The organism is Streptomyces sp. NBC_00019 (assembly GCF_045041015.1).
Classification (GTDB): Bacteria; Actinomycetota; Actinomycetes; order Streptomycetales; family Streptomycetaceae; genus Streptomyces.
Map to the genome: position 1 here is coordinate 4,203,247 of NZ_CP108302.1, position 20,185 is coordinate 4,223,431.

At 68.6% G+C, this 20,185-nt stretch carries 18 protein-coding genes; 10 read left to right on the plus strand and 8 right to left on the minus strand.

Features of this window, described 5'->3' with window-relative positions:
• Positions 1-27 precede the first annotated feature (27 nt).
• The 3 genes from OHU89_RS19805 to OHU89_RS19815 all read right to left on the minus strand — a co-directional run bounded on the left by OHU89_RS19805 (position 28) and on the right by OHU89_RS19815 (position 1,778).
• The gene (locus tag OHU89_RS19805) at positions 28-726 is read right to left on the minus strand and encodes a YidC/Oxa1 family membrane protein insertase (RefSeq protein ID WP_405644642.1); all 699 of its coding nucleotides are present in this window, start codon (positions 724-726) and stop codon (positions 28-30) included.
• Between the two features lie 166 nt (positions 727-892).
• Positions 893-1,195 carry a DUF6412 domain-containing protein gene (locus OHU89_RS19810; protein ID WP_365411934.1) on the minus strand — a complete coding sequence of 101 codons (303 nt, stop codon included), beginning with the start codon at positions 1,193-1,195 and terminating at the stop codon, positions 893-895.
• Positions 1,196-1,250: 55 nt separating this feature from the next.
• Positions 1,251-1,778 (minus strand): winged helix-turn-helix transcriptional regulator, encoded by a 528-nt coding sequence (locus tag OHU89_RS19815; RefSeq protein WP_405644644.1) that lies wholly within the window; start codon positions 1,776-1,778, stop codon positions 1,251-1,253.
• A gap of 69 nt (positions 1,779-1,847) precedes the next feature.
• Between OHU89_RS19815 and OHU89_RS19820 the strand changes: the two genes are divergently transcribed.
• Both OHU89_RS19820 and OHU89_RS19825 read left to right on the plus strand, forming a co-directional pair.
• On the plus strand, positions 1,848-3,230 hold the full coding sequence (locus OHU89_RS19820; protein ID WP_405644645.1) for an MFS transporter: 1,383 nt from the start codon (positions 1,848-1,850) through the stop codon (positions 3,228-3,230).
• 294 nt (positions 3,231-3,524) lie between these two features.
• On the plus strand, positions 3,525-3,695 hold the full coding sequence (locus OHU89_RS19825; protein WP_405644646.1) for a hypothetical protein: 171 nt from the start codon (positions 3,525-3,527) through the stop codon (positions 3,693-3,695).
• Positions 3,696-3,717: 22 nt separating this feature from the next.
• On the opposite strand, the gene OHU89_RS19830 is transcribed toward OHU89_RS19825, so the two are convergent.
• The gene (locus tag OHU89_RS19830; RefSeq protein WP_405644647.1) at positions 3,718-4,494 is read right to left on the minus strand and encodes a class E sortase; all 777 of its coding nucleotides are present in this window, start codon (positions 4,492-4,494) and stop codon (positions 3,718-3,720) included.
• Between the two features lie 417 nt (positions 4,495-4,911).
• Here OHU89_RS19830 and OHU89_RS19835 point away from each other — a divergent pair, with 417 nt between their 5' ends.
• The gene (locus tag OHU89_RS19835) at positions 4,912-6,384 is read left to right on the plus strand and encodes a beta-1,6-galactanase (protein ID WP_405644649.1); all 1,473 of its coding nucleotides are present in this window, start codon (positions 4,912-4,914) and stop codon (positions 6,382-6,384) included.
• Positions 6,385-6,425: 41 nt separating this feature from the next.
• On the opposite strand, the gene OHU89_RS19840 is transcribed toward OHU89_RS19835, so the two are convergent.
• The gene (locus OHU89_RS19840) at positions 6,426-7,244 is read right to left on the minus strand and encodes a hypothetical protein (protein WP_405644651.1); all 819 of its coding nucleotides are present in this window, start codon (positions 7,242-7,244) and stop codon (positions 6,426-6,428) included.
• A 180-nt stretch (positions 7,245-7,424) separates the two neighbouring features.
• On the opposite strand from OHU89_RS19840, the gene OHU89_RS19845 reads away from it, so the two are divergent.
• Both OHU89_RS19845 and OHU89_RS19850 read left to right on the plus strand, forming a co-directional pair.
• Positions 7,425-8,441, plus strand: coding sequence for an SEC-C domain-containing protein (locus tag OHU89_RS19845; RefSeq protein ID WP_405644653.1), 1,017 nt, complete (start codon positions 7,425-7,427; stop codon positions 8,439-8,441).
• Between the two features lie 21 nt (positions 8,442-8,462).
• Positions 8,463-8,885: a DUF3592 domain-containing protein gene (locus OHU89_RS19850; protein ID WP_405644655.1), complete on the plus strand. Its 423-nt coding sequence runs from the start codon at positions 8,463-8,465 to the stop codon at positions 8,883-8,885.
• A gap of 9 nt (positions 8,886-8,894) precedes the next feature.
• Here the strand turns inward: OHU89_RS19850 and OHU89_RS19855 are convergent, their stop codons facing one another.
• On the minus strand, positions 8,895-10,214 hold the full coding sequence (locus OHU89_RS19855) for a DUF222 domain-containing protein (RefSeq protein ID WP_405644657.1): 1,320 nt from the start codon (positions 10,212-10,214) through the stop codon (positions 8,895-8,897).
• Positions 10,215-10,995: 781 nt separating this feature from the next.
• Between OHU89_RS19855 and OHU89_RS19860 the strand changes: the two genes are divergently transcribed.
• The 5 genes from OHU89_RS19860 to OHU89_RS19880 are packed head-to-tail and all read left to right on the plus strand — an operon-like array spanning position 10,996 to position 18,340.
• Positions 10,996-12,549 (plus strand): ATP-binding protein, encoded by a 1,554-nt coding sequence (locus OHU89_RS19860; protein ID WP_405644659.1) that lies wholly within the window; start codon positions 10,996-10,998, stop codon positions 12,547-12,549.
• Between the two features lie 20 nt (positions 12,550-12,569).
• Positions 12,570-15,524: a Z1 domain-containing protein gene (locus OHU89_RS19865; protein ID WP_405644661.1), complete on the plus strand. Its 2,955-nt coding sequence runs from the start codon at positions 12,570-12,572 to the stop codon at positions 15,522-15,524.
• A 38-nt stretch (positions 15,525-15,562) separates the two neighbouring features.
• On the plus strand, positions 15,563-15,964 hold the full coding sequence (locus OHU89_RS19870; protein ID WP_405644663.1) for a very short patch repair endonuclease: 402 nt from the start codon (positions 15,563-15,565) through the stop codon (positions 15,962-15,964).
• Complete coding sequence (locus OHU89_RS19875) at positions 15,961-16,938, plus strand: DNA cytosine methyltransferase (protein WP_405644665.1); 978 nt, start codon at positions 15,961-15,963, stop codon at positions 16,936-16,938. Before OHU89_RS19870 ends, OHU89_RS19875 begins: the two co-directional genes overlap by 4 nt.
• 28 nt (positions 16,939-16,966) lie before the next feature.
• Positions 16,967-18,340 carry a DNA cytosine methyltransferase gene (locus OHU89_RS19880; RefSeq protein WP_405644667.1) on the plus strand — a complete coding sequence of 458 codons (1,374 nt, stop codon included), beginning with the start codon at positions 16,967-16,969 and terminating at the stop codon, positions 18,338-18,340.
• On the opposite strand, the gene OHU89_RS19885 is transcribed toward OHU89_RS19880, so the two are convergent.
• Together OHU89_RS19885 and OHU89_RS19890 are read right to left on the minus strand one after the other, a co-directional pair.
• Positions 18,315-19,193, minus strand: coding sequence for a DUF6339 family protein (locus OHU89_RS19885; protein WP_405644669.1), 879 nt, complete (start codon positions 19,191-19,193; stop codon positions 18,315-18,317). The genes OHU89_RS19880 and OHU89_RS19885 overlap by 26 nt on opposite strands.
• A complete protein-coding gene (locus OHU89_RS19890; RefSeq protein ID WP_405644671.1) occupies positions 19,190-20,185 on the minus strand; it encodes a hypothetical protein in 996 nt (331 codons plus the stop codon). Before OHU89_RS19890 ends, OHU89_RS19885 begins: the two co-directional genes overlap by 4 nt.

Genomic DNA, 20,185 nt, shown 5'->3' on the forward strand with positions numbered 1-20,185 from the left:
CACGGACTGGACCGGGGCCCGGGCCGATCAGCGATAGAGCGCCGCCCGCTCCACCGCGCTCCACGTCGTACTGGTGACGACGTACAGCGCTGCCGCCAGCGGCACCACCGCCACGGTGAAGAGCGTGAAGAAGGACATGAACGGCATGACCTTGGTCATCGCCCCCATCCCCGCCATCGGCTGCCCGTCGACCACCGGTACGGCCGGATTCGCGGCCATCATCCGCTTCGTACGGCGGAAGTTGAAGGCGGCGACACAGGCGACCAGCGTGAACAGTCCGACGTAGACGAGTCCCGCTCCCCCGAAGGCGCCGCCGTCGCCGAGCGCGTCCGCCCAGTGGTTGCCGAGAGGGGCGGCGAAGAGCTGATGGGTCAGGAGCGGGTTTGTCGTGTTCGAGAACAGGTGGTAGAGGAGGAAGAACGCCGGCAGCTGGCACAGGCTCGGCAGACAGCCGGACAGCGGGGAGACCTTCTCCTCGGCGTGCAGTGCCAGTACGGCCTTCTGGAGTTTCTCGGGATTCTTCGCGTGCTTCTTCCGCAGCTCGGCGATCTTCGGCTGGAGTTCGGTGCGGGCCTTCTGCCCGCGCGCCGCCGCGCGGGACAGGGGGTGCACGAGGAGTCGTACGAGCGCGGTGAACAGGACGATCGCGCCGGCCGCGGCGGATGCGCCGAGCAGGGGCTGGAGGAGGTCGGCGAGATGCTCGACCAGGGTGGCGAAGACGGACATGGGTGAGCCCTCCGGGGGTCTCGTCAGTGCCGGGAACCCGGATACGGCGATCCGGGAAGAGGTGTGCGGCATGACGACCCGCGCGGGGTCTGCGTCACCTATCGAAAACACCCGGAGAGTGCTCTCAGGGAGCCTCGGGGTGCTTCGGAAAAGAAGGTGCGTGCCCCTACGCGGCGGTCGCCAGGAGGGCGTGTCCCGGTGCGCGGGGCCTGGTGCGGCCCTTGGCATCGGGGTCGCGTTGCGACAGGAAGGCCGTGCGGCGGGCGCGGTCGCGGATGGCCGTACGGACCCGGGTGGGCGGTACGGCGGGTGCGCAGCGCGCGACGAGCAGGGAGCAGGCGGCGAAGGCGGAGCCGGCCGCGGCGGTCGCCGCGAGGGCGACGGTGGCGGAGAGGCTGCCGGTGTCGAGGAGCGCGACCTGGAGGAACAGGAGCAGCAGGGGTACGGCGGGGCGCGGACCGCGGATCATCGGCCACCCCTCCCCTCGCTCACCGGACGAGGTACGCCATTCGTACCTGTGTCGGTTATACCTGATCGGTCACCACCGGCTCCAACAGCCGCTTGGGCTTCAGCAGAGCCCGGCTGACCGGATCCACCGGGTCCGGGTCGAGTCCGGGGCCCGGCATCATGAGGACGTCGGCGGGCGGTACGAAGGTTGCGCAGGCGGGGCACTCGCCGTACGAGCCGAGTTCGGTGCCGCACTCCGTGTGCCGGAAGGCGCGCAGCACCGTCTTGTCGCAGTGCTCGCGGCCCCACCGCCCGAGTGAGCGCACCACGGGCCACAGCTCGATGCCGCGGTCGGTCAGGACGTACTCGTCACGCGGCGGCGACTCCTGGTACCGGCGCTTCTCCAGGACGCCCTCCTCGGTGAGCATCTGGAGGCGGGCGGCGAGGACGGCGCGGGGGATGCCGAGGTGGCCGAGGAAGTCGTTGTAGCGCCGTACGCCGTAGAGCGCGTCGCGGACGACGAGGAGCGTCCAGCGCTCGCCGACGATCTCCAGCGCGCGGGCGACCGAACACTGCTGTGTCACGTAGTCCTTGCCCAGTGCCATGCCGTCCACCTTAGCCACTTTGCGAGCGGTTGGTTCAGTGACCGAACCGACGCTGTTACGGTACTCCACATGACTAGGTTCAGTGAACGAACCCTCACTGAGGTGCCGACTCCGGTGCCCCTCCCACCCGCCGGGCCCACCCTCGCCCTGACCAGCGCCGCCACCGCCGTGGCCCTGATGACGTACACCGCGCCGATGGTCACGCTCCCCGACATCGCCGCCGCCCTGCACACCCCGCTCTCCGCCCAGGCCTGGCTCCTGAACGGCACTCCGCTCGGTCTCGCCGCCCTCCTCCTGGTGGCCGGCAGCCTCGCGGACGACTACGGCCGCCGCCGGATCTTCGTCGCCGGCACCCTCGCGCTCGGCCTCACCACGGTCCTCGGCGCCTTCGCCTCCACGACCTGGCTGTTCACCCTGGCCCGCATCGCCCAGGGCGCGGCCAGCGCGGCCCTCCTCGCGAGCAGCCTCGGCCTGCTCGTCCACGCCTTCCCGACGCCGGCCGGGCGGCTGCGGGCGACCGGGGTGTGGGGCGCGTTCGTGAGCGGCGGAATCGCGGTGGGGCCGATCGTGACCGGTGCGATGCCGAATTGGCGGTTGTCCTACGTCGTTCTCGGCGCCGCCGCCGTGGTCGTGGGGTCCGTGTCGGCACGCGCCTTGTCCGAGTCTCGCGCCCCGCGTGGCGGCCGCCCCGATCTCGGCGGAGCCGTGACCTTCGGACTGGCCCTGGTCGCGCTGGTCGCGGCCCTGACGCTGGGCCGCGACGGCTGGCTGCGGGCCCCGGTGGGGCTGTTGCTGCTGGCCTCGGTGGTACTGCTGGCCCTCTTCGTCGTGGTCGAGCGGCGCGCGGCGACCCCGATGATCGACCTGGGTCTGCTCCGCCGCCCCCGTTTCCTCGCCTCCTCCGCCGGCGGGCTCTTCACTGGGCTCGCGGTGATCGGCCTGTTCAGCTTCCTGCCGGCCCTTCTCCAGCAGACGATGGGACTGTCGGCGATGGACACGGCCTGGCTGTTCCTGCTCTGGTCCGGCCTCTCCTTCGCGGTGGCACTCCAGGCACGCCGACTGTCCGGCCGAGTGCCCCCGCGGCTGCAACTCGCCCTCGGTTTCCTGCTCCACGCGGCCGGCGTCCTGACCATGCTGGGCTCGGTCGGCTCGGGCTCCTGGACCCGCCTGCTCCCCGGCCTGGTCGTGGCGGGGGTGGGCAGCGGTCTGCTGAACGCCGCCTTGCCGCTGCTCGCCGTGGAGTCGGTCCCGGCCCAGCGGGCGGCGATGGGTTCGGGGGCGCAGCAGACCTTCCGGTACATCGGCTCGTGCGCGGGGGTCGCCCTGACGATCGCCCTCGCGACCTCTTCGGGCGGCGGTCTGGCCCGGGGCGCGGATATCGCGATGGTGGTGTCGGCGGGGCTGGCCGTGGTGGCGGGGGTCGTGGTGGGGGTCCTGCGGGAGCGGGGGTGAGGGGTGGGGCCGGGGCGTGGCTGGTGGATCATGCCGGTCAGCCGCTGATCGGGTCAGCGGCGCCTTTGTCCGACAGGAGGTGCTCGCCATGTGGCCGGACCCTTGGGCCGTGGTCGCCGAGTCCGACCGAGCGCAGTGGGACTATGCCCCGCTCTAACGGGTCGGCCCACTGCGCTTCGGCATGAGCCCGCAGGAGGCGGCCGTCGCGATGGAGGCAGGGGGTACGCCTCCGACAGCGCCACGGAGATCACCAAGTTCGCCCGGCTCCAGCAGCTGCGTACGCGGTTCCGTGGCGTGGGTACCCCGCCGTACGGAGCGGACGTCGTCGCCTACTACGTCGACTCGATGGGACTGACCTGCATCGCCGACGATGCCCTGTCCGGGCCCCAGGTCACCTCCGACGGGATCCGGCTGATCGGCCGGCCGCCCTCGGAGCTCGCGGCCGAGGAGTGGAACGTGCGTTGAGGAGTGGCGCGCGGCACCGGTACTAACGGGGGCGCATCGAGACCAGCTTGCCCCAGACCACCAGGCGGTACCGGGAGGTGTACTCCGGGGTGCAGGTGGTCAGGGTGATGAAGTAGCCGGGTGCGGTGTAGCCGCGGGCGGGGTGGACCGTCGAGCGGGGGATCTTTCGGAGCACTCCCGAGTCGCGGGCCGAGGTCTGGGCGAGGGTCCTGTCGACGGCGTACGTGTAGACGGCGTCCTTGGTCTCGACCTGGAGGGTGTCCTTGGGCGCGAGCCGGTTGATGTACCGGAAGGGCTCGCCGTGGGTGTTGCGGTGCCCGGCGAGGGCGAAGTTGCCTGCCTGGCCCGGCTGTTGGGTGCCGGGGTAGTGGCCGACGTACCCCTTGTTGAGGACGTCCTGCTTGCTGACGCCCTCGGCGACGGGGACGCGGAGGCCGAGGCTGGGGATGGTGAGGATGGCGTAGGCCTGGGACCAACTGGGTTGTCGGGAGCGGTTGGTGGGCTGTTGCGGCTGTCGGCGGGCGTCGTCGGTGGTCGGGGGGTCGGTGTTCGGGGTGTCGGTGCTCTGCGGGCTGGGGGCGATGGCCGGCTCCTGGCCGGTGTCCCACTCCCGCTCCAGCGCCTCCACCTTCCGCTCGGCGCCCCGCCGTGCCTCCCGGTTGGTCCACCACAGCTGATGGACGACGAGCAGCAGGAGTACGACCCCTACGGTGACGAGGAGTTCGCCGCCCGTCCACAGCGCGCGCCGGCGACGGGCACGCCGACGCCGGGTGTCGTGCCCCACGACGGGAACCCGCATGCCGTACACCGCCCTCCGCCCGTGTACGCCGCCTTCACCGGGCCCGCACGATAAGCGCTGCCACCTCAAGTGACCAGCCCCATAAGCTCGTCGGCCATGAGTGAGTACTGTGCCGCGCCGCATGGGCCGCGGTGCGGAGGCGGCGATCGTGACGGGTCACCCCCGGGCGTCCCCGGCACGGCGCTGACCGCCGGTATCCACCCCGCTCACTAACCGCTACCCCTTCTGATAACCGTTGGAAAAATAGAAAGCCGGATAGAAAGAAAGCGCTGTCACGCATCTCGACAACCCCGCACACCACACCCGATGCTTCGTGATGGCACGCGGGGGGCGCGATGGGCGAGCCACTACGTCTTCAGCCCGACCGCCCGTTCAGGGACAGGCGGTCGAGCCCCACGAGAGGCGGACAGGACAGCCATGATCCGACGCAGAACGCTGCTGACAGCCGCAGGAGGCACCCTCCTCGGCAGCGCCCTGGCGACGGGCACCGCACGCGCGGACGCCACGATCGCCGTCACCCCCGGCACGTCGTACGGCACTTGGGAGGGCTGGGGCACGTCCCTCGCCTGGTGGGCGAACGTGTTCGGCGCGAGGGACGACTTCGCCGACCTGTTCTTCACCACCAAGTCGACGACCTACAACGGCACCTCGCTCCCCGGCCTCGGTATGAACATCGCCCGCTACAACCTGGGGGCGTGCAGTTGGAACGCGGTCGGCGGGCAGTCGATGGTGGCCTCCGCCAACATCCCCGCGTTCAAGCAGATCGAGGGCTACTGGCAGGACTGGAACAACGAGGACCCCACCTCCTCCGCCTGGGACTGGACCGCGGACGCCACCCAGCGCGCGATGCTGACGAAGGCGGTGGCACGCGGCGCGACGACGGAGCTGTTCGCCAACTCGCCGATGTGGTGGATGTGCGCCAACCACAACCCCTCGGGTGCCTCGGGCGGCGGCAACAACCTCCAGACCTGGAACTACCGCCAGCACGCCTCCCACCTCGCCGCCGTCGCCCTCTACGCCAAGAACAACTGGGGCGTGAACTTCGCGACGGTCGACCCCTTCAACGAGCCCTCGTCGTCCTGGTGGACCGCCACCGGCACCCAGGAGGGCTGCCACATGGACTCGGCGGTCCAGACGGCCGTACTGCCGTACATGCGCAGCGAGTTGAACAACCGAGGGCTGTCGGGCGTGAAGATCTCGGCCTCGGACGAGACGAGCTACGACCTCGCCCGCACCACCTGGAACTCCTTCAGCTCCACGACGAAGGGGTACGTCAACCAGGTCAACGTGCACGGCTACCAGGGCTCCGCCGGCCGTAGGGACCTGCTCTACACGGACGTGGTGACGACGGCCGGCAAGAAGCTGTGGAACTCGGAGACCGGCGACAGCGACGGCACCGGCTACAACATGGCCTTCAACCTCCTCTACGACTTCCGCTGGCTGCACCCGACGGCCTGGGTCTACTGGCAGGTCATGGACCCGACCGCGGGCTGGGGCGTGATCAAGTACGACGCGAGCACCTTGCAGGCAGGCGCGGTCGAGCGGAAGTACTACGTGCTGGCCCAGTTCAGCCGCCACATCCGCCCCGGCATGCGCATCCTGGACACGGGCGTGAGCTATGCGACGGCGGCGTACGACGCGACGGCGAAGCGGCTCGTCATCGTGGCCCTCAACACCTCGACCTCGGCCCAGACCCTGACCTTCAACCTCTCCAACTTCACCACGGTGACGGGCGGGACGGGCGGCCTGGTCCCGCGCTGGAACACGGTGACTACGGGCGGGGACGCGTACAAGGCGTACTCGGACACGCATCTGAGCGGGAAGTCGGTGGCGGTGCCGTTCGCGGCGAAGGCGGTGCAGACGATTCAGATCGACGGGGTGACGATCTGAGGGAGTGGGCCGGGGCGGATCACCGGGGCGGGGCCGGCTGATCAGGCCGGTTCCGTCGGCTCCGTCGGCTCCGTCGACGAGGGCGAGCGGTCGCGGACCGCGGTCTGGCGCACGTGCTGGTGGAGCTGCCAGGCCGTGACCGCGACGATCGGTACGACGACGGCGGGCACGACCCACGACGGAACGCCGATCCACACGGCCGGCAGGCCCACGCCGGCACAGGCGACCGTCATGACGATCAGCAGCGTCTTCCCCAACGGCCGCCAGGTGAACGGCTCGTGACCGCGGGGCCGGGCGATCCGCACCGCGCCGAACCCGAGCCCCAGCGCCGCGAGGAGCCCCAGGAACGTGCCGATGGCGTACGTCATCTGGGGCTCGTCGCGGGGCACGTCGGAGGTGTTCTGCCGTAGCTCCCCCTTGCCTACGGTCATGACCTCGCCCCGCCAGACGGTGCCGGTGATCCGGTCGCCCGGCACGAGCCGCTCCAGCACGGGGCCCGGGTCACCGAAGGACACGGTGCCGCTCCAGACGGGGGCACCGTCCAAGGTCGCGGTGTAGCTGCCGCTTCTCCTGCCCGGCTCGTTCCTCGTGCGCTCGACGGTGAGGGCGACCGTGAGCAGGCAGTTCTCCGCCGCCGTTGCCGTTGCCGTTCCCGTTGCCGTTCCCGTTGCCGTCGATCGGTCCGGGCATGGCTCGGCGGCCCGGTAATCCTGATACCGCTCGACGTCGGAGGGCAGCCAGGCGGAGAACACGAGCCAGCAGCTCACGGCCGGGACGAGGGACAGCAGGACGAGCAGGACGCCTACGAGTCGCGCCGGTATCGAGGACCGCGGGTTCTTACCTGTTCCGGTCACCGTCATCACGCGCCCCCGTATCGCTGTGCCGTGGTGTCGCCGTTGCCGTTGCTCTTGCCGTTGCCGTTGCCGTTGCCCACTATCTTCATCCACTGCGGCGGCCGACAGGGCGGGCGCGGGCTCCGCCGGGGGTCCTGGCCTGCGTATATCTCTCCTCATTAAGCCATCGGCAGTACGGTGTCCCCCATGCGCCCCGACACGCCTGCCGAGAACGTCGACCACACCGCCGAAGCGGCACGCCTGGAGCGAACCGCCGGCCTGTATCCCGAGGACGCCGAAGCCCTGCTCCTGCAGGCCGCGGCCCACCTTGAACTGGCCGGCGACCGCCCCGCGGCGACCGCCCTCTACGACAGCCTGCTGGCATCGCAGACCGCCCTGGAGAACCCCTTCCTGGTACGAGCCCTCAAGGCATCGAACCTCTGGGAGTACGGCCATGAGGCGGAGGCCCGCGCGATCATCGAGGGCGTCCGGGCGGCGTCACCACGAGACCCGGCGCCCTGGGTGATCGTGGCGGAGGCCCTGGAGGCCCACGACGAGCTGGAGGCGGCCCAGGAGACGTTCACCGAGGGCACCCGCCTGCTGCTGGCGGACGTGCAGGAGCCCCCGTACTCCACGCACCCCCTGCTGTTCGGCCGCCACCGGGTCCGCCGCATGCTGGGCGCGGGCCACGACGACTGGGACATGCTCGCGGACACCCTTCACACGTCCCCGGTGCCGTTGGACGAGCTGCACGACCCGAAGCGCGTCTGGTCCCTGGGCTCGGACAACCCTGCGGAACTGGCAGCGGAGATCTCCCGCTTGAGGGCGGAGCTCGGCTCCTTCCGCGAGGCCCTGTCCCGCCCCTTCCCGGTGGCGGTCCTGCACTGGCCGTCGGCCGAACTGACGGAACTGGTCACGGCGTACCCGACGCTGGCGGAGGACTATCCCTCCCACGAAGAACACCTCGCGACGATAGAGGCCTCCCTGAGGGAGCTGGCCGCCTCCGGCACCCCGAACCTGGGCATCGTGACAGGCACCGTCCCCTCGTACGAGGCCTTCGCCGCCTCGGAGGGCGCATCACCCGGCGACGGGGCGCTGCTGCCGCAGTACGCGACGACACTGGCGGCCCGGGGGCGAGCGGTGGCTTGGCCTCCGCAGCGGGGGGCGGTTTGCTGGTGCGGGTCGGGGCGGATCTACGGGGAGTGCCACGGCACACAGGCATAGCCGAGCCACGGGGAGCCGGACATGTCCCAGCCAGGCCTTTCGGTCGCGTTACTCTTCGCCACCCTCTGGCTGGGCACCGGCCTGAAGATCATCCACGTGGCCGCCCATAACCGCCGGGGCCTCCGCCTCCTCGGCGTACCAGGCACCCGCACCCAGGGCGAGGTGGTCCGAGGCCCCCGCCGCGAAGGGCCCGTGGTCCACCCCGCCCAGGTCCGCTACCAGGCGGGCCGGACCGACCAGACCTACCGCCGGGCTCCGCTCAACGCGGAGTACGTGCCCGACCTGGAGGTCGGCCTCCCGGTGACGGTCCGGTATGACCCGGAGGACCCGCGGCGGATGGTGGTGGCGGGCACGCGGAGGACGGCTGGGCCTGTCTCCAGTTTGTGGAGCGGGGTGGGGTTGTGTCTGTTCGGGGTGGGGTTGGCGGTGTGGGCGTTCGTCTGACTCCGGGCGTCACTCCCGATAGACGGGTGGGGCATTGGTGTACGTGTGCCCTGTCGGGGCAGTCCAGGTAGCGACCCCGGTGTGCGGATCACGGCTGACCCTCCACCCCGGATGATGGGTCTTCAGCCGATGATGGCGACGGCACAGCGGTTGCAAATTCTCCGAAGTCGTCTGCCCACCACGATCCGGATGCCGATGATCGAACGGCCGTACATGGTCGAGATCGCACCGATGAGCGGGCATCCGGCAGCTGGGAAACGCGCAGTACTGATCCCGGGCAATGACCTGCCGTGCCGTCTCGGCCGTCGGCCGATAGGTGGTCGGATCGGTCTTGACGAGCAGCCCGGTCTCCGGCTGGGTCAGCAACCGCCGCCAGACCGTCCCCGGCGCGAACGCCAACTCCCGCGCCTGCCCGGCGGTGATGGGCCCGTACCCCTTGAGTTCGGCAGGCCCGTCCTCCGCGCCCAACAAGATGTCGAAGGGAACGGTCACCTGCACCACAACTGAGGAGCGCCCAGCCCGAGCCTCCCCCACAGCCGACGCGCCAGGCTGATTGACCACCAGGTCGAACAGAGCATCCGCACGCTTCTGCTCCAGAGTGCGACCGTCCCTCTCATAGGCCACGGCACACGCATCCACCGCCTGCTCCATGAGCGCGGCCTGCTGAGCGGGCAGCACCGCACCGAACAACGCCATGCCGTCGTCCTGCGGATGATGCAGAACCCTCCGCTCCTTCACCCGCACCCGATGCCGAGACTCCGCCCCTTCCGGGTCGGCCCGATGAATCTCCCGCCGCAGCGCAGCCCGCGTCTGCCCGACTGCCAGCACAGGCATCTTGCTCACAAGGACGGCCTCGACCTGCCCAGCCACCTCGTCATCCAGCACCTCCAACTGCTCGGCAACCGCCATCGCCTGCAGATAGGAGATCTGCCCCTCACCCAGCAGCCGCGCCGTCGCCTGATGCCGACCTGCCAGCAATGTGGCCGTGCGCAGACGCTGCGCAGCGGTCTGATTGGCCAGCCGCAAGGCACAGGCCACCTCTTCCACCGCCCCATCCCACGAGGCAGCGAAAACCTCGTCCAGACTCCCGCCTGCATCGACGATCACAGCCTCGGGAGTCTCGGTATGCGCGGCGATCGCCGCCAGCACCTCGACTTGCTTGGCCTGCAACCACGCCATGTGCTGCTCCAGCACCACAAGCGCATCAATGCGCCCACGCGCAGTCATCCGCTCTGGATCAAGAGCGTCAAGCGTGACCGCAGTCTCCGCACTGGGCGAACGCTCCCGGAGCGCAGCAACCCAGTCATCCGAGGGGCTGGCATAGGTCATGCGAGCATCGTCAGCAACCTCGCCCCGGCGGGTCGCAACAGCTGCTGCCGACCACTCGCAAGCAAAACTCGTCGGCTCGATCAAGGACACGGCGCTCACCCCCCAGACCATCGACAACACCGCGTCGAAATCCCCACTCCCCAGTGCGGATCGACACTCCCATTATCGCTTACTCAGAGTGATACATCCAGGTCAAACCTGTCCTCGAATGAGTGAATCATCCTCGAACGACCAATCCGACCCAGAGTCGCCAGCCGCTGAAACCACCCTGCCGACACACCCCACCCACCGACCGCAAGCCGCTGAGCCCACCCGGCGTGCTGGCGAGGCGAGACCGCGCCCCCACAACGCCGACCCGCAATCCAGCGGACCCGAATCGCCCCCACCTAGGGCCACCGTCTTTCCGGGCCGCCCGCTCGCTTCTAACCCGTGCTGGAGCGGCCCGGGTCAAGGGTGGCCCGGAGGGCCATCGCCGAAGGCGACGCGAAGCGCCCTTGAGGCGGGCTGCGGAAGCACGACACTGCAAAGAAGCGGGCGACCCAACGGCGCCAACGAGAGAGGCGTCCGCACGTCGCGCGTGGGCCGATCCCGGAGCAACACCCTGCAATCCACGCAGCCCGCGCTCCCCATCACCCACCCAAGACAGATAAGGGGCTTATCGGCCCACTTCAACGTTCCACCTCCTCCTATGTCCCACCTTTGCAGTACGGTCACATTCACCGTCCGATCTGAAGGGCTAACGTCTTCGGGGTGGCCCTGACCTGTGCATTTTGAGGAATCGATGCCCTACGAGCCCGGCACCGTCTGGCAGTACGACGTCCCCACGACCGGCAGCACGCATCTGCCGCCAGACGCCGGCTACGGCAGAGCACTGACCAACCAGGGGTACGGCTTCGAGGTCGCCGTGGCGGACCTGATCGACAACTCGATCGACGCGGGCGCAGACAAGATCGTCGTGCACTTCCTGCGTGACGCCGAGCGGATTCTGACGCTGCTGATCATCGACAACGGCAAGGGAATGGACGAGGCCGGGCTTGATGACGCGATGACGGTCGGGCGGCGGCGTGCCTACGGCGACAACGCCCTCGGCATGTACGGCACCGGCTTGAAGTCCGCGTCGCTCTCGCATGCTTCCTCCCTGACCGTGGTGAGCCGCACGAAGCGCAGCCGTGCCACCGGCCGCCGTCTCACCGCGGAGGGAATCGAGGACGCCTTCCGCTGCGACACCGTCGACCCTCGCTACGCGCAGGATCTCGTCGACCGCTATGACGGCGTCATCGAGTGGCACGGCACAGTCGTACGTTGGGACCAGGTACGCGCCTTCGAAACAGTGGCACCTGGGCAGAGCGACCAGTTTCTGTCGAAGGCGATCTCCCGTCTGGAGAACCACCTCGGCCTCTACCTGCACCGCTTCCTGCAACACGGCCTCCAGCTGGACATCGCCGTATGGGACGTGAGCAGCAGCGCGAACGAGCTCGGTGAAGAGGTGGACCACATCGCTGTGGAAGCACTTGATCCCTTCGGGTACAAGGTTCCCGGGAAGAAGGGGTATCCGAGGCAGTTCACAGCACCCGTGGAGGGCATCGGGGACATGAGCCTGACCGCCCACATCTGGCCGGCGAAATCGAAACAGGCGGGATTCCGGCAGATCGGTGCGCTCACTGAGCGCCAAGGTTTCTACTTCTACCGAAATGACCGCCTCGTTCAAGCGGGAGGCTGGAACGGCCTGCGCAACCCCGAAGGGCATCACGTACTGGCCCGGGTAGCCGTGAACCTCCCTTCGCACCAGAACAGTGTCCTGAGTCTCGACGTGAAGAAGGAAAAGGTCTCGGTGACTCCGGCCTTCACTCTCGGCGTGGACAAGGCCTCGGATTCCGCCGGAAACACATTCCGCCAGTACCTCAGCGACGCCGAGGCCGCCTATCGGGACGGTTCGAGACGCACGGAAGTCGTCCGGAAACCGGTCACCCCGCCGGGCAAGGGACTTGATCCGAAGGTCAAGCGTGTCATCAAGGAGGAACTTCCGGAGAAGACGGGCGAGGAACCCATCACGTTCAGCTGGGGAGCTCTCCCCGGCGATCGGTTCTTCGACCTGGACCGGGAGAACAACACCGTCATCCTCAACAAGGACTTCCGCGAGGACTTCAACGACGGCAAGCGCGCCGGGTCCAACGACAATCCCGTCACAAAGACCCTGCTGTACCTGCTTCTTGAGGACTGTTTCGGGCTCGGCCGCTGGGAGCGCAGCCGACAAGACCGTGTGGACTACTGGAACACTATTCTCCTGGCCTCAGCAGAGGCGCATCGCGCATGGCGCACCGAAACGCTCTCCTGACCGCTGATCGAGGTCCGCACATGAGCTACACACCTGCCGACGTCCTTCTGGACATCCATGCGTCCGCGCTGGCGGGCATGGGCAATGTCCCTCGGCATTTCGCACGCTGGGCCGCACTGGCCGCCGACGAAGTCCACCCGGAATCCGACCTCAGCGAAGAGCGCTTCCACGAGGGCTTGGTCGGTAGCAACGAGGCGTTGGCGACTCTCTGGAGCCGTCACTTGACTTCATGGGACTTCGCGGATGGGACGGAGTGGGCGCTCGGCACTCCGGCCCGCTCCGACGAACGGCGGTCGGTCGTGTACGACCGGCTCAAGTTCGGCAGCGATCTACGGAAGGCGCTGGACAACGCCGTTCCCGTGGCGAAGCTTCCCGGCCCCACGGTGATCACCCGCGAGTTCACCCCCTGGTACACCCCGGAGCGAGTGACGGCCCGCTCCTTCTACTGGACGTCGTACGAAGGGAAGCTCCGCGCCAAGGGCTGGTCCGACGCTGCAATCGCCAGCCTGGACGAGGCGAGCCGAGCAGTCGTCGAACGCCTCACCGACCCCGAACAGCCCGCAGCCCGGCAGGCGAAGGGCCTGGTGGTGGGCTACGTCCAGTCAGGCAAGACAGCGAACTTCACCGGAGTGGCCGCGAAGGCGATCGACGTCGGCTATCGCCTCGTCATCGTGCTCGGCGGAACCCTCAACCTCCTGCGCGCACAGACTCAACGCCGCCTCGACATGGAGCTGATCGGCCAGGAGAACATCCTGCGGGGTGCGGACATCACCGACCTGGACTCCCTCGTCGGCATCGACTACGTCAGCGACGACGACGCCGACTGGCCCGACTTCGTCCAACACGGAGGTCGTCCCTCGTCTCTGGGCGCGTTCGACATCGAGCGGCTGACGACCCGGGACAAGGACTACAAAGGTCTCGCTCAGGGCATTCGGGCCCTGGAGTTCGAGAAGCGTGCGGTCACTCGCCCGTTGCATGACCCGGTGAACCTCCATCACTCGGCGGCCCGGATCCTGGTGGTGAAGAAGAACAAGTCGGTCCTCACCGGACTCGTCAAGGACCTCAAGCAGATCCACGGATTGCTCGGCGAGCTCCCTGCCCTGATCATCGACGACGAGTCCGATCAGGCTTCCGTGAACACGCTCGACCCGAAGAAGTGGGAAGGCGGCAACACCGACCGCACCGCGATCAACGGGTTGATCTCCCAGCTTCTGAAACTCCTCCCACGAGCGCAGTACGTGGGGTATACCGCGACTCCCTTCGCCAATGTCTTCGTCGACCCTGGTGACGAAGAAGACATCTTCCCCCGCGACTTCCTCATCTCGCTTCCTCGTCCGGCGGACTACATGGGCGTACAGGACTTCCACGACCTGAACGACGAGGGGCCGGGGCAGGCCGAGGCAACACACGTACGCGGCATCTACGACTCCACCGGTGACCGCCTCCAAGAGGCCATGGACGCCTTTGTGCTCACCGGCGCCCTCAAGCTCTACCGCATCGACCACGGCGTCCCCGAAGGACCGTTCCGCCACCACACCATGTTGGTGCACGAGTCGGTCAGGATGGCCGAACACACCGCGCTCGCCCTGCGCATCAGCGCGATGTGGCACAACGCGGCGTACAGGGGGACAGAGGGCCACACGCGCCTCGCCTCCCTCTTCGAAAAGGACTTCCGCACATACGCGGACGAGGCCCTGCCCACCCCGGCGGCGTACGCGGACCTCAAGCCGTACGTCTCCCGCGCCCATCAGCTCATCGCCAGAGGAGGCACACCGGTCATCGTCGTCAACGGCGACAGCGAACGCGACTACGACCAGCCCGACCTGGACTTCGACCGCACCTCGAACGTCTGGAAGATCCTCGTCGGCGGTACCAAGCTCTCCCGTGGCTTCACGGTCGAGGGCCTGACGATCACGTACTACCGCCGCACGACCCAACAGGCCGACACCCTGATGCAGATGGGGCGGTGGTTCGGTTTCCGTCGTGGGTACCGGGATCTCGTTCGGCTGTACATCGGGCGCGAGGAAAGTCTCGGCCGAGGTCGTAACGCCAAGACGGTCGACCTGTACGAGGCCTTCGGAGCCATCTGCCGTGACGAGGAACTCTTCCGCGAGGAGCTGGCACGATACGCACCGTTGGTGAATGGCCGACCTCAGGTGACGCCCGCGCAGATCCCGCCTCTGGTGGCCCAGCATCTGTCGTGGGTCAAACCGTCGGCCCGGAACAAGATGTTCAACGCGGAGTTGGTGGAAGTGCGATCACCGGGGACCTGGGTGGAACCCACGGCCTATCCGGAGGCTTCCGATGAACTGGCCCACAACACCGAGGCCTGGGAGCCCGTGTTGGCCGCCCTGGGACAGACTCCGGTTCGGCTGGCGGTCGGCGACGACGCCGGATACGAGGCTCGGGTGGGGACCGTCTCCCATGAGGCGCTGATGCAAGTCCTGTGCGGCCTGCGGTGGTCCGTCCCGAGTCAGTTCTCACCGCATCTCGAGTTCCTGTTGCGAGCGGGCCAGCAGGCGCCGGCGATCGACGACTGGTGTGTGATCACGCCCCTTCAGTCCTCTGCCGATCGGCGTGGAGCCCGCGTCCTAGGGCACGGACCGTTCACTCCGGCCCGACGGACCCGGCGTCGAGGCCCACTGTTCGGTGCGATCAGCGAACCCAAACATCGTGCCGCCGCGCTACGGATCGCCGGTGCCCACACGACGGCCGCGAACGCGACGGTCGAGGATCTCGTGCGCCTCCGGCGCGGTGCCCTCATGCTCTATCCGGTGGTGGAGTCGGAGCTCAGGATCCCCACCGACAGGACGATCGACCCGCGTGACCTCGTCATGGCCTTCTCCTTCGTCGCACCTAAGTCGTCCGTGGGACAGGGCAGCCCGCTGGTCCGGTTCCGCGCGATCGACTCGGGCCGGCAGGATGCAGTTGTCATCGACCGAGACACGTACGTCCCCGAGGCGCCACAGCATTGAACGATCTGAGACCTTCGTCGCCGGGAGTTTCGGCACGCATGTCCCGGCAGGCCAGCAAGGACACCGGGGCGGAGTTGGCGGTGCGACGCCTGCTCCACGCGGCAGGCCTGCGTTACCGGGTGGAGTACCCGGTCCCTGGCATGGCCCGGCGCCGGCTCGACATGGCGTTCACCCGGGCGAAGGTGGCCGTCCTGATCGACGGGTGCTTCTGGCACGGGTGCCCGGTGCACGCGACACAGCCGAAGGCCAATGCGGAGTGGTGGCGCAAGAAGCTGGACCGGAACATGGCTCGCGATCGAGAGACGACCGAGCACTTGGTCGCGCAGGGGTGGACAGTGCTGCGTTTCTGGGAGCACGAAGCCCCTGACGCGATGGCCGCACGAGTGATGGCTGCTGTGGAGCAGCGACGTACAGAGCGAACGAGGGGGAGAGAAGGATGAGTGGCCTGACCTTAGTGGACGTGTGCTCAGGGGCGGGTGGGCTCGCTCTCGGACTCGAGCAGGCGGGATTCGAGCCGCGCCTGCTCCTGGACGACGACGAAGCGGCCGTCACCACTCTGCAGACCAACCGGCCGCAGTGGAACGTGCTCCACACGGACCTTCTGGACTTCGATCCGGCTGAGCACCCCGTGAGTCACGATGTGGACCTCCTGTCGGCCGGCCTGCCGCGAGTCAAGTCGAGCGCGACCGTCGGACGGGCGGATTCGCAGGCGGAGGAGCGGTTGTTGGAGGCCGCGATCTATCTCGTCCATGCGATCAGACCTCGGGCTGTGATCATCGAGAACGTCCCCGGTCTCGCCCACTCGGACGAGTACCAGCAGTTCCGTGATTTCGCCCGAGCCGAACTGGCGCACCTGGGATACGAGTTCAGCTGGCTCGTCCTGAACGCCGTCGACTTCGGTGTGCCGCAGAACCGTCGACTGGGCGTGCTGGTGGCCGTGGAGCGACAGCGGGCCAGGGCGTTCCAGCCGCCGGCGCCCACCGTCCAAGAGCCGATGACGGTCGGCGTGGCGCTGGAGGCCTCCATGGCCTCCCGTGGCTGGAAGGACGCTGCCCGTTGGACCGCCCAGGCGGACCGCCCCGCTCCGACTCTGGTCGGCGGCTCGCGAAACCGGGGCGGAGCCGATCTGGGCCCGACCGGGGCCAAGAACACATGGGCGACGATGGGGGTGGACGCACACACCGTCGGCGATGTGATCCCCGGCCCCGATTTCGACTGGAATCCGGAACTCGGCCGGGACGGCATGGTGAAGATCACAGTCGAACAGGCGGCACTGTTGCAGGGATTCCCCGAGGCGTGGGAGATCACCGGTCGGAAGACCGCCCGGTACCGCCAGGTCGGGCAGGCGACTCCGCCGCCCGTCGGCCGCGCTCTGGGCCGCTCTCTACTGGCAGCCCTGAACGGGGGAGAATGATCTTCGCGGCCGGCTACACTTCCGCCTCATGACCAGCACGGCGTCCCCGCAGTCCATCCTCGACAAGCCTTATGTCCTGGACCTCTTCGCAGGCCCCGGGGGCCTGGACGTCGCCGGGCACGTTCTCGACATCCCGAGTCTCGGTATCGAGTGGGACAAGAGCGCGTGCCTCACGCGGTACGCGGCCGGGCTGGACACCCTGCACGCCGATGTAAGCGCTGTGCGCCGGGACGCGTTCGAGTCCCTGCCGCCGGAGATCAACGTGCTCGCCGGTGGCCCGCCGTGCCAGACGTACTCGGTGGCAGGGAAGGGAGCCGGACGCCAGGCCCTGGACGAGGTCAAGAAGTACATCGAGCGGCTGACGGCAGGCGACTCCGACAAGGCCGTCGACAAAGACCTGAGCAATCTGAGCGACCCACGGACCGCGATGGTGCTTGAACCCCTCCGGTACGCGATCCAGGCGACCAGGAGTCCGAACCGGGACGGGCGACCCTACGACGTCATCGTCCTGGAGCAGGTTCCGGCGGTCATCGCACTCTGGGAGCACTACGCCACGGTCCTGAAGGAGACGGGTCTGCCCGACGGCACCAAGTACGACGTCGCCGTCGGAGTCCTCTCCACCGAGACCTTCGGCGTGCCGCAGACGCGGTCCCGCGCGGTGCTGATCGCCCGGCGCGCAGGGCTCGGTCTGCCCTCGCTCCCGCGAGCCACTCACCGCACCTATGAGGCGAAAGCGTGGAACCGGCAGAGCGAGCAGGACACGGACCAGGCCCGGCAGCCGACGCTCGACGAGGAACCCCAGGTGGCGGACGACTCCGACCTGCTGCCTTGGCGATCGATGGGCGACGCTCTCGAGGACTCGGTGGGCGCGCATCCGGGACGGGCCACGCCCTTCCTGGTCCGCTCGAACTACGGCAGTTCCGGGATTCCCGGCCGGCGCGGGGTGCGGACCGACCGGCAGCCCGCCACCACCGTCACCGGACGCATCTCCCGCTTCGTGGTCTTCGAGCACCTCGACGAGAACATCGTCCGCGAAGGCGCGCGGTTCAGCATGAACGAAGCGGGGATGCTGCAGAGCTTCCCTCCGGACTACCCGTGGTCCGGCACCGCGCAGGCACAGCAGGTGGGCAACGCGGTACCGCCCGTGTTCGGTACGCACCTGCTGAGTGCCGCACTCGGCCTGCCGACGCCGGACGCCGATGTCCTGCGCAAGCCCTGGCAGGCGGCAACGGAGAGCCAGCAGGCCAAGTTGCGCAACCACGGCTGCGGTGCCTCCGACGCCTGCACCGACAGGTGCCCGCGTCCCGAGACACAGAGCCCTCCCCGTTCCACGACGCCCCCGACCATCGGCGGGCCGCGGCGTCCGGCCGCACTCGTCAGTCGGCGCTCTTCCTCCCTCTGACGGGGGCGGTCGCGAAGAGGTCCGAGAAGTAGGCGGTGAGCGCGGCTACGGAAGCCTCCAGTGCGGGATCCTCGTCGGGCCCCAGAGGGAGCTGGCGTCGCGGTACCGGCGGCGCGAATGCCGCCTCCGCGATCCAGTCCCGCATCCGGGCAGGGTTCTTGGGTTCGTCCGACCCCAGGACGTCGTAGATCAGAGTCGCTCCGGCCGCGTTGATCGCGACGCTGAGGCCGTTGACCTCACGTCCGGTGGTGATCTGTCCGTTCTTCAGCAGACGGACGATGGCCTGGGCGGTGGGGCGGTGGTCGACCAGCTCCACCCGGAGAATCGTGTGGATGAGGTCCTGGTTTCCGCAGGCGACCTCCACCGGCCCGTAGTCCGCTCCGTTCCGGAAGAGTTCGGCCGCCCACCAGAGGCGGGAGAAGCATTGCCGGTCCGCGGCACCCCGGAATCGCTCGGGGGCGATACGCCTCTCCGGCTTGTTGGCTGTCGCGTCCGAAAGGTGCCGCCAGGCCACGTAGTCGGGGGCGACGGCGAGGGCGAGGTGGTTCCACAGGCGTTTGTCCGCCGCTTCTCGTCGTGTCAGCCGCAGCGTGGCGTGGAGCCGGGGGGCGAGCCATGCGTCGGCTCGCGTGCGGTCCTCCCGGAACTCGAACATGGCATCCTCGACCAGGCTGCGGAGTGGCTCGACCGCCCACCGCGCGTCGTCCTCGGGCAGCGGCTCGACGACCTTCGCCAGATCGACGCCGCCGTGCACCTGTTCGCCGGTGATCAACTGCTCGGTGAGGAACGGGTCCATGGCCGAGGCGGCGAGCAGCCCGAGCCGCTCGGGTACATGGTTCGGTCGGGCGATCATGCCTCACCTGCCCGGTTCATCTGCTCCAGGCCCCGGATGACGAATCCGAGGGACTTCTGGGCGTCGGCACGGCGGATCGCCGCGTAGTGGATGCGGGTCTGGAGTTCGGGCCAGCCGGACTCCCCAGTGCGCCGGCGGTGGACCTGACGCAGGGCTTCCTCGACGTGCACGCCGGGAATCACGTCCGGGAGCATCTCTCGCAGCACCTCCCCCTGCCAGTCGGTCGGGAAGACCGGGCCGCCACCGGGTTCCACCTCCAGGTCGCCCACGGCGGCGTGGAACACCGCGGTCCAGACGTCTGTGGCCATCTGCGCGACCAGGAGGTCGCGCACCTTGCTCTCTACTCCCGACCCGGCACTGTCCAGCAGGTCCATGACGCCTTCGACGTCGGTGTTGACCCACACGGTGGGGACGCGGGCCGCCGGGTCCACGATCCAGGGCACGTCGGCGTACGCGTGGAGCCACTCCCTGGAACTCTTCTGGAACGAAGCCTTCCGAACGTCCAGCCTGAGCCCTCGGACCGGTTCCTCCGAGACCGTGTCGACGATCCAGTTCCGGTCGGTCTCGGCGACGGCCCGTCCTTGCACGCCGTCCACGGTGCCCACGGCGTGGACGGCCAGTGAGGCCCGCCCCGCGTGGTCGTCACGGACGACCTCCAGCGAGCCGGACCAGTCCCGGCCGTCCTCCGTGTCCCGGCCGAGCAGCGCAGAGGTCCGGACGTTGGTCTCGCCGTCGGTCAGCACGGCGAGAACCTTCAGGTCGGACCATGCCGCGTCCGGCGCGTTCGCCCCGGGGGGCAGGGTCGCCGACAGGCCGATCACGGCGCTCACCCAGTCGTCGTGGCCCGCGACACCGAGCGCGACGGTCTGCTGCTGAGTCGAGTAAGCGGTGGTCTCCAACTGGTCGCGAGTGCCGTCGGCAAGCTTGATCGAGACAGAGGTCACTCTGAGCGAGACAGGCCGGTTCAGACGCTTGTAGGGGTAGATCTTCAT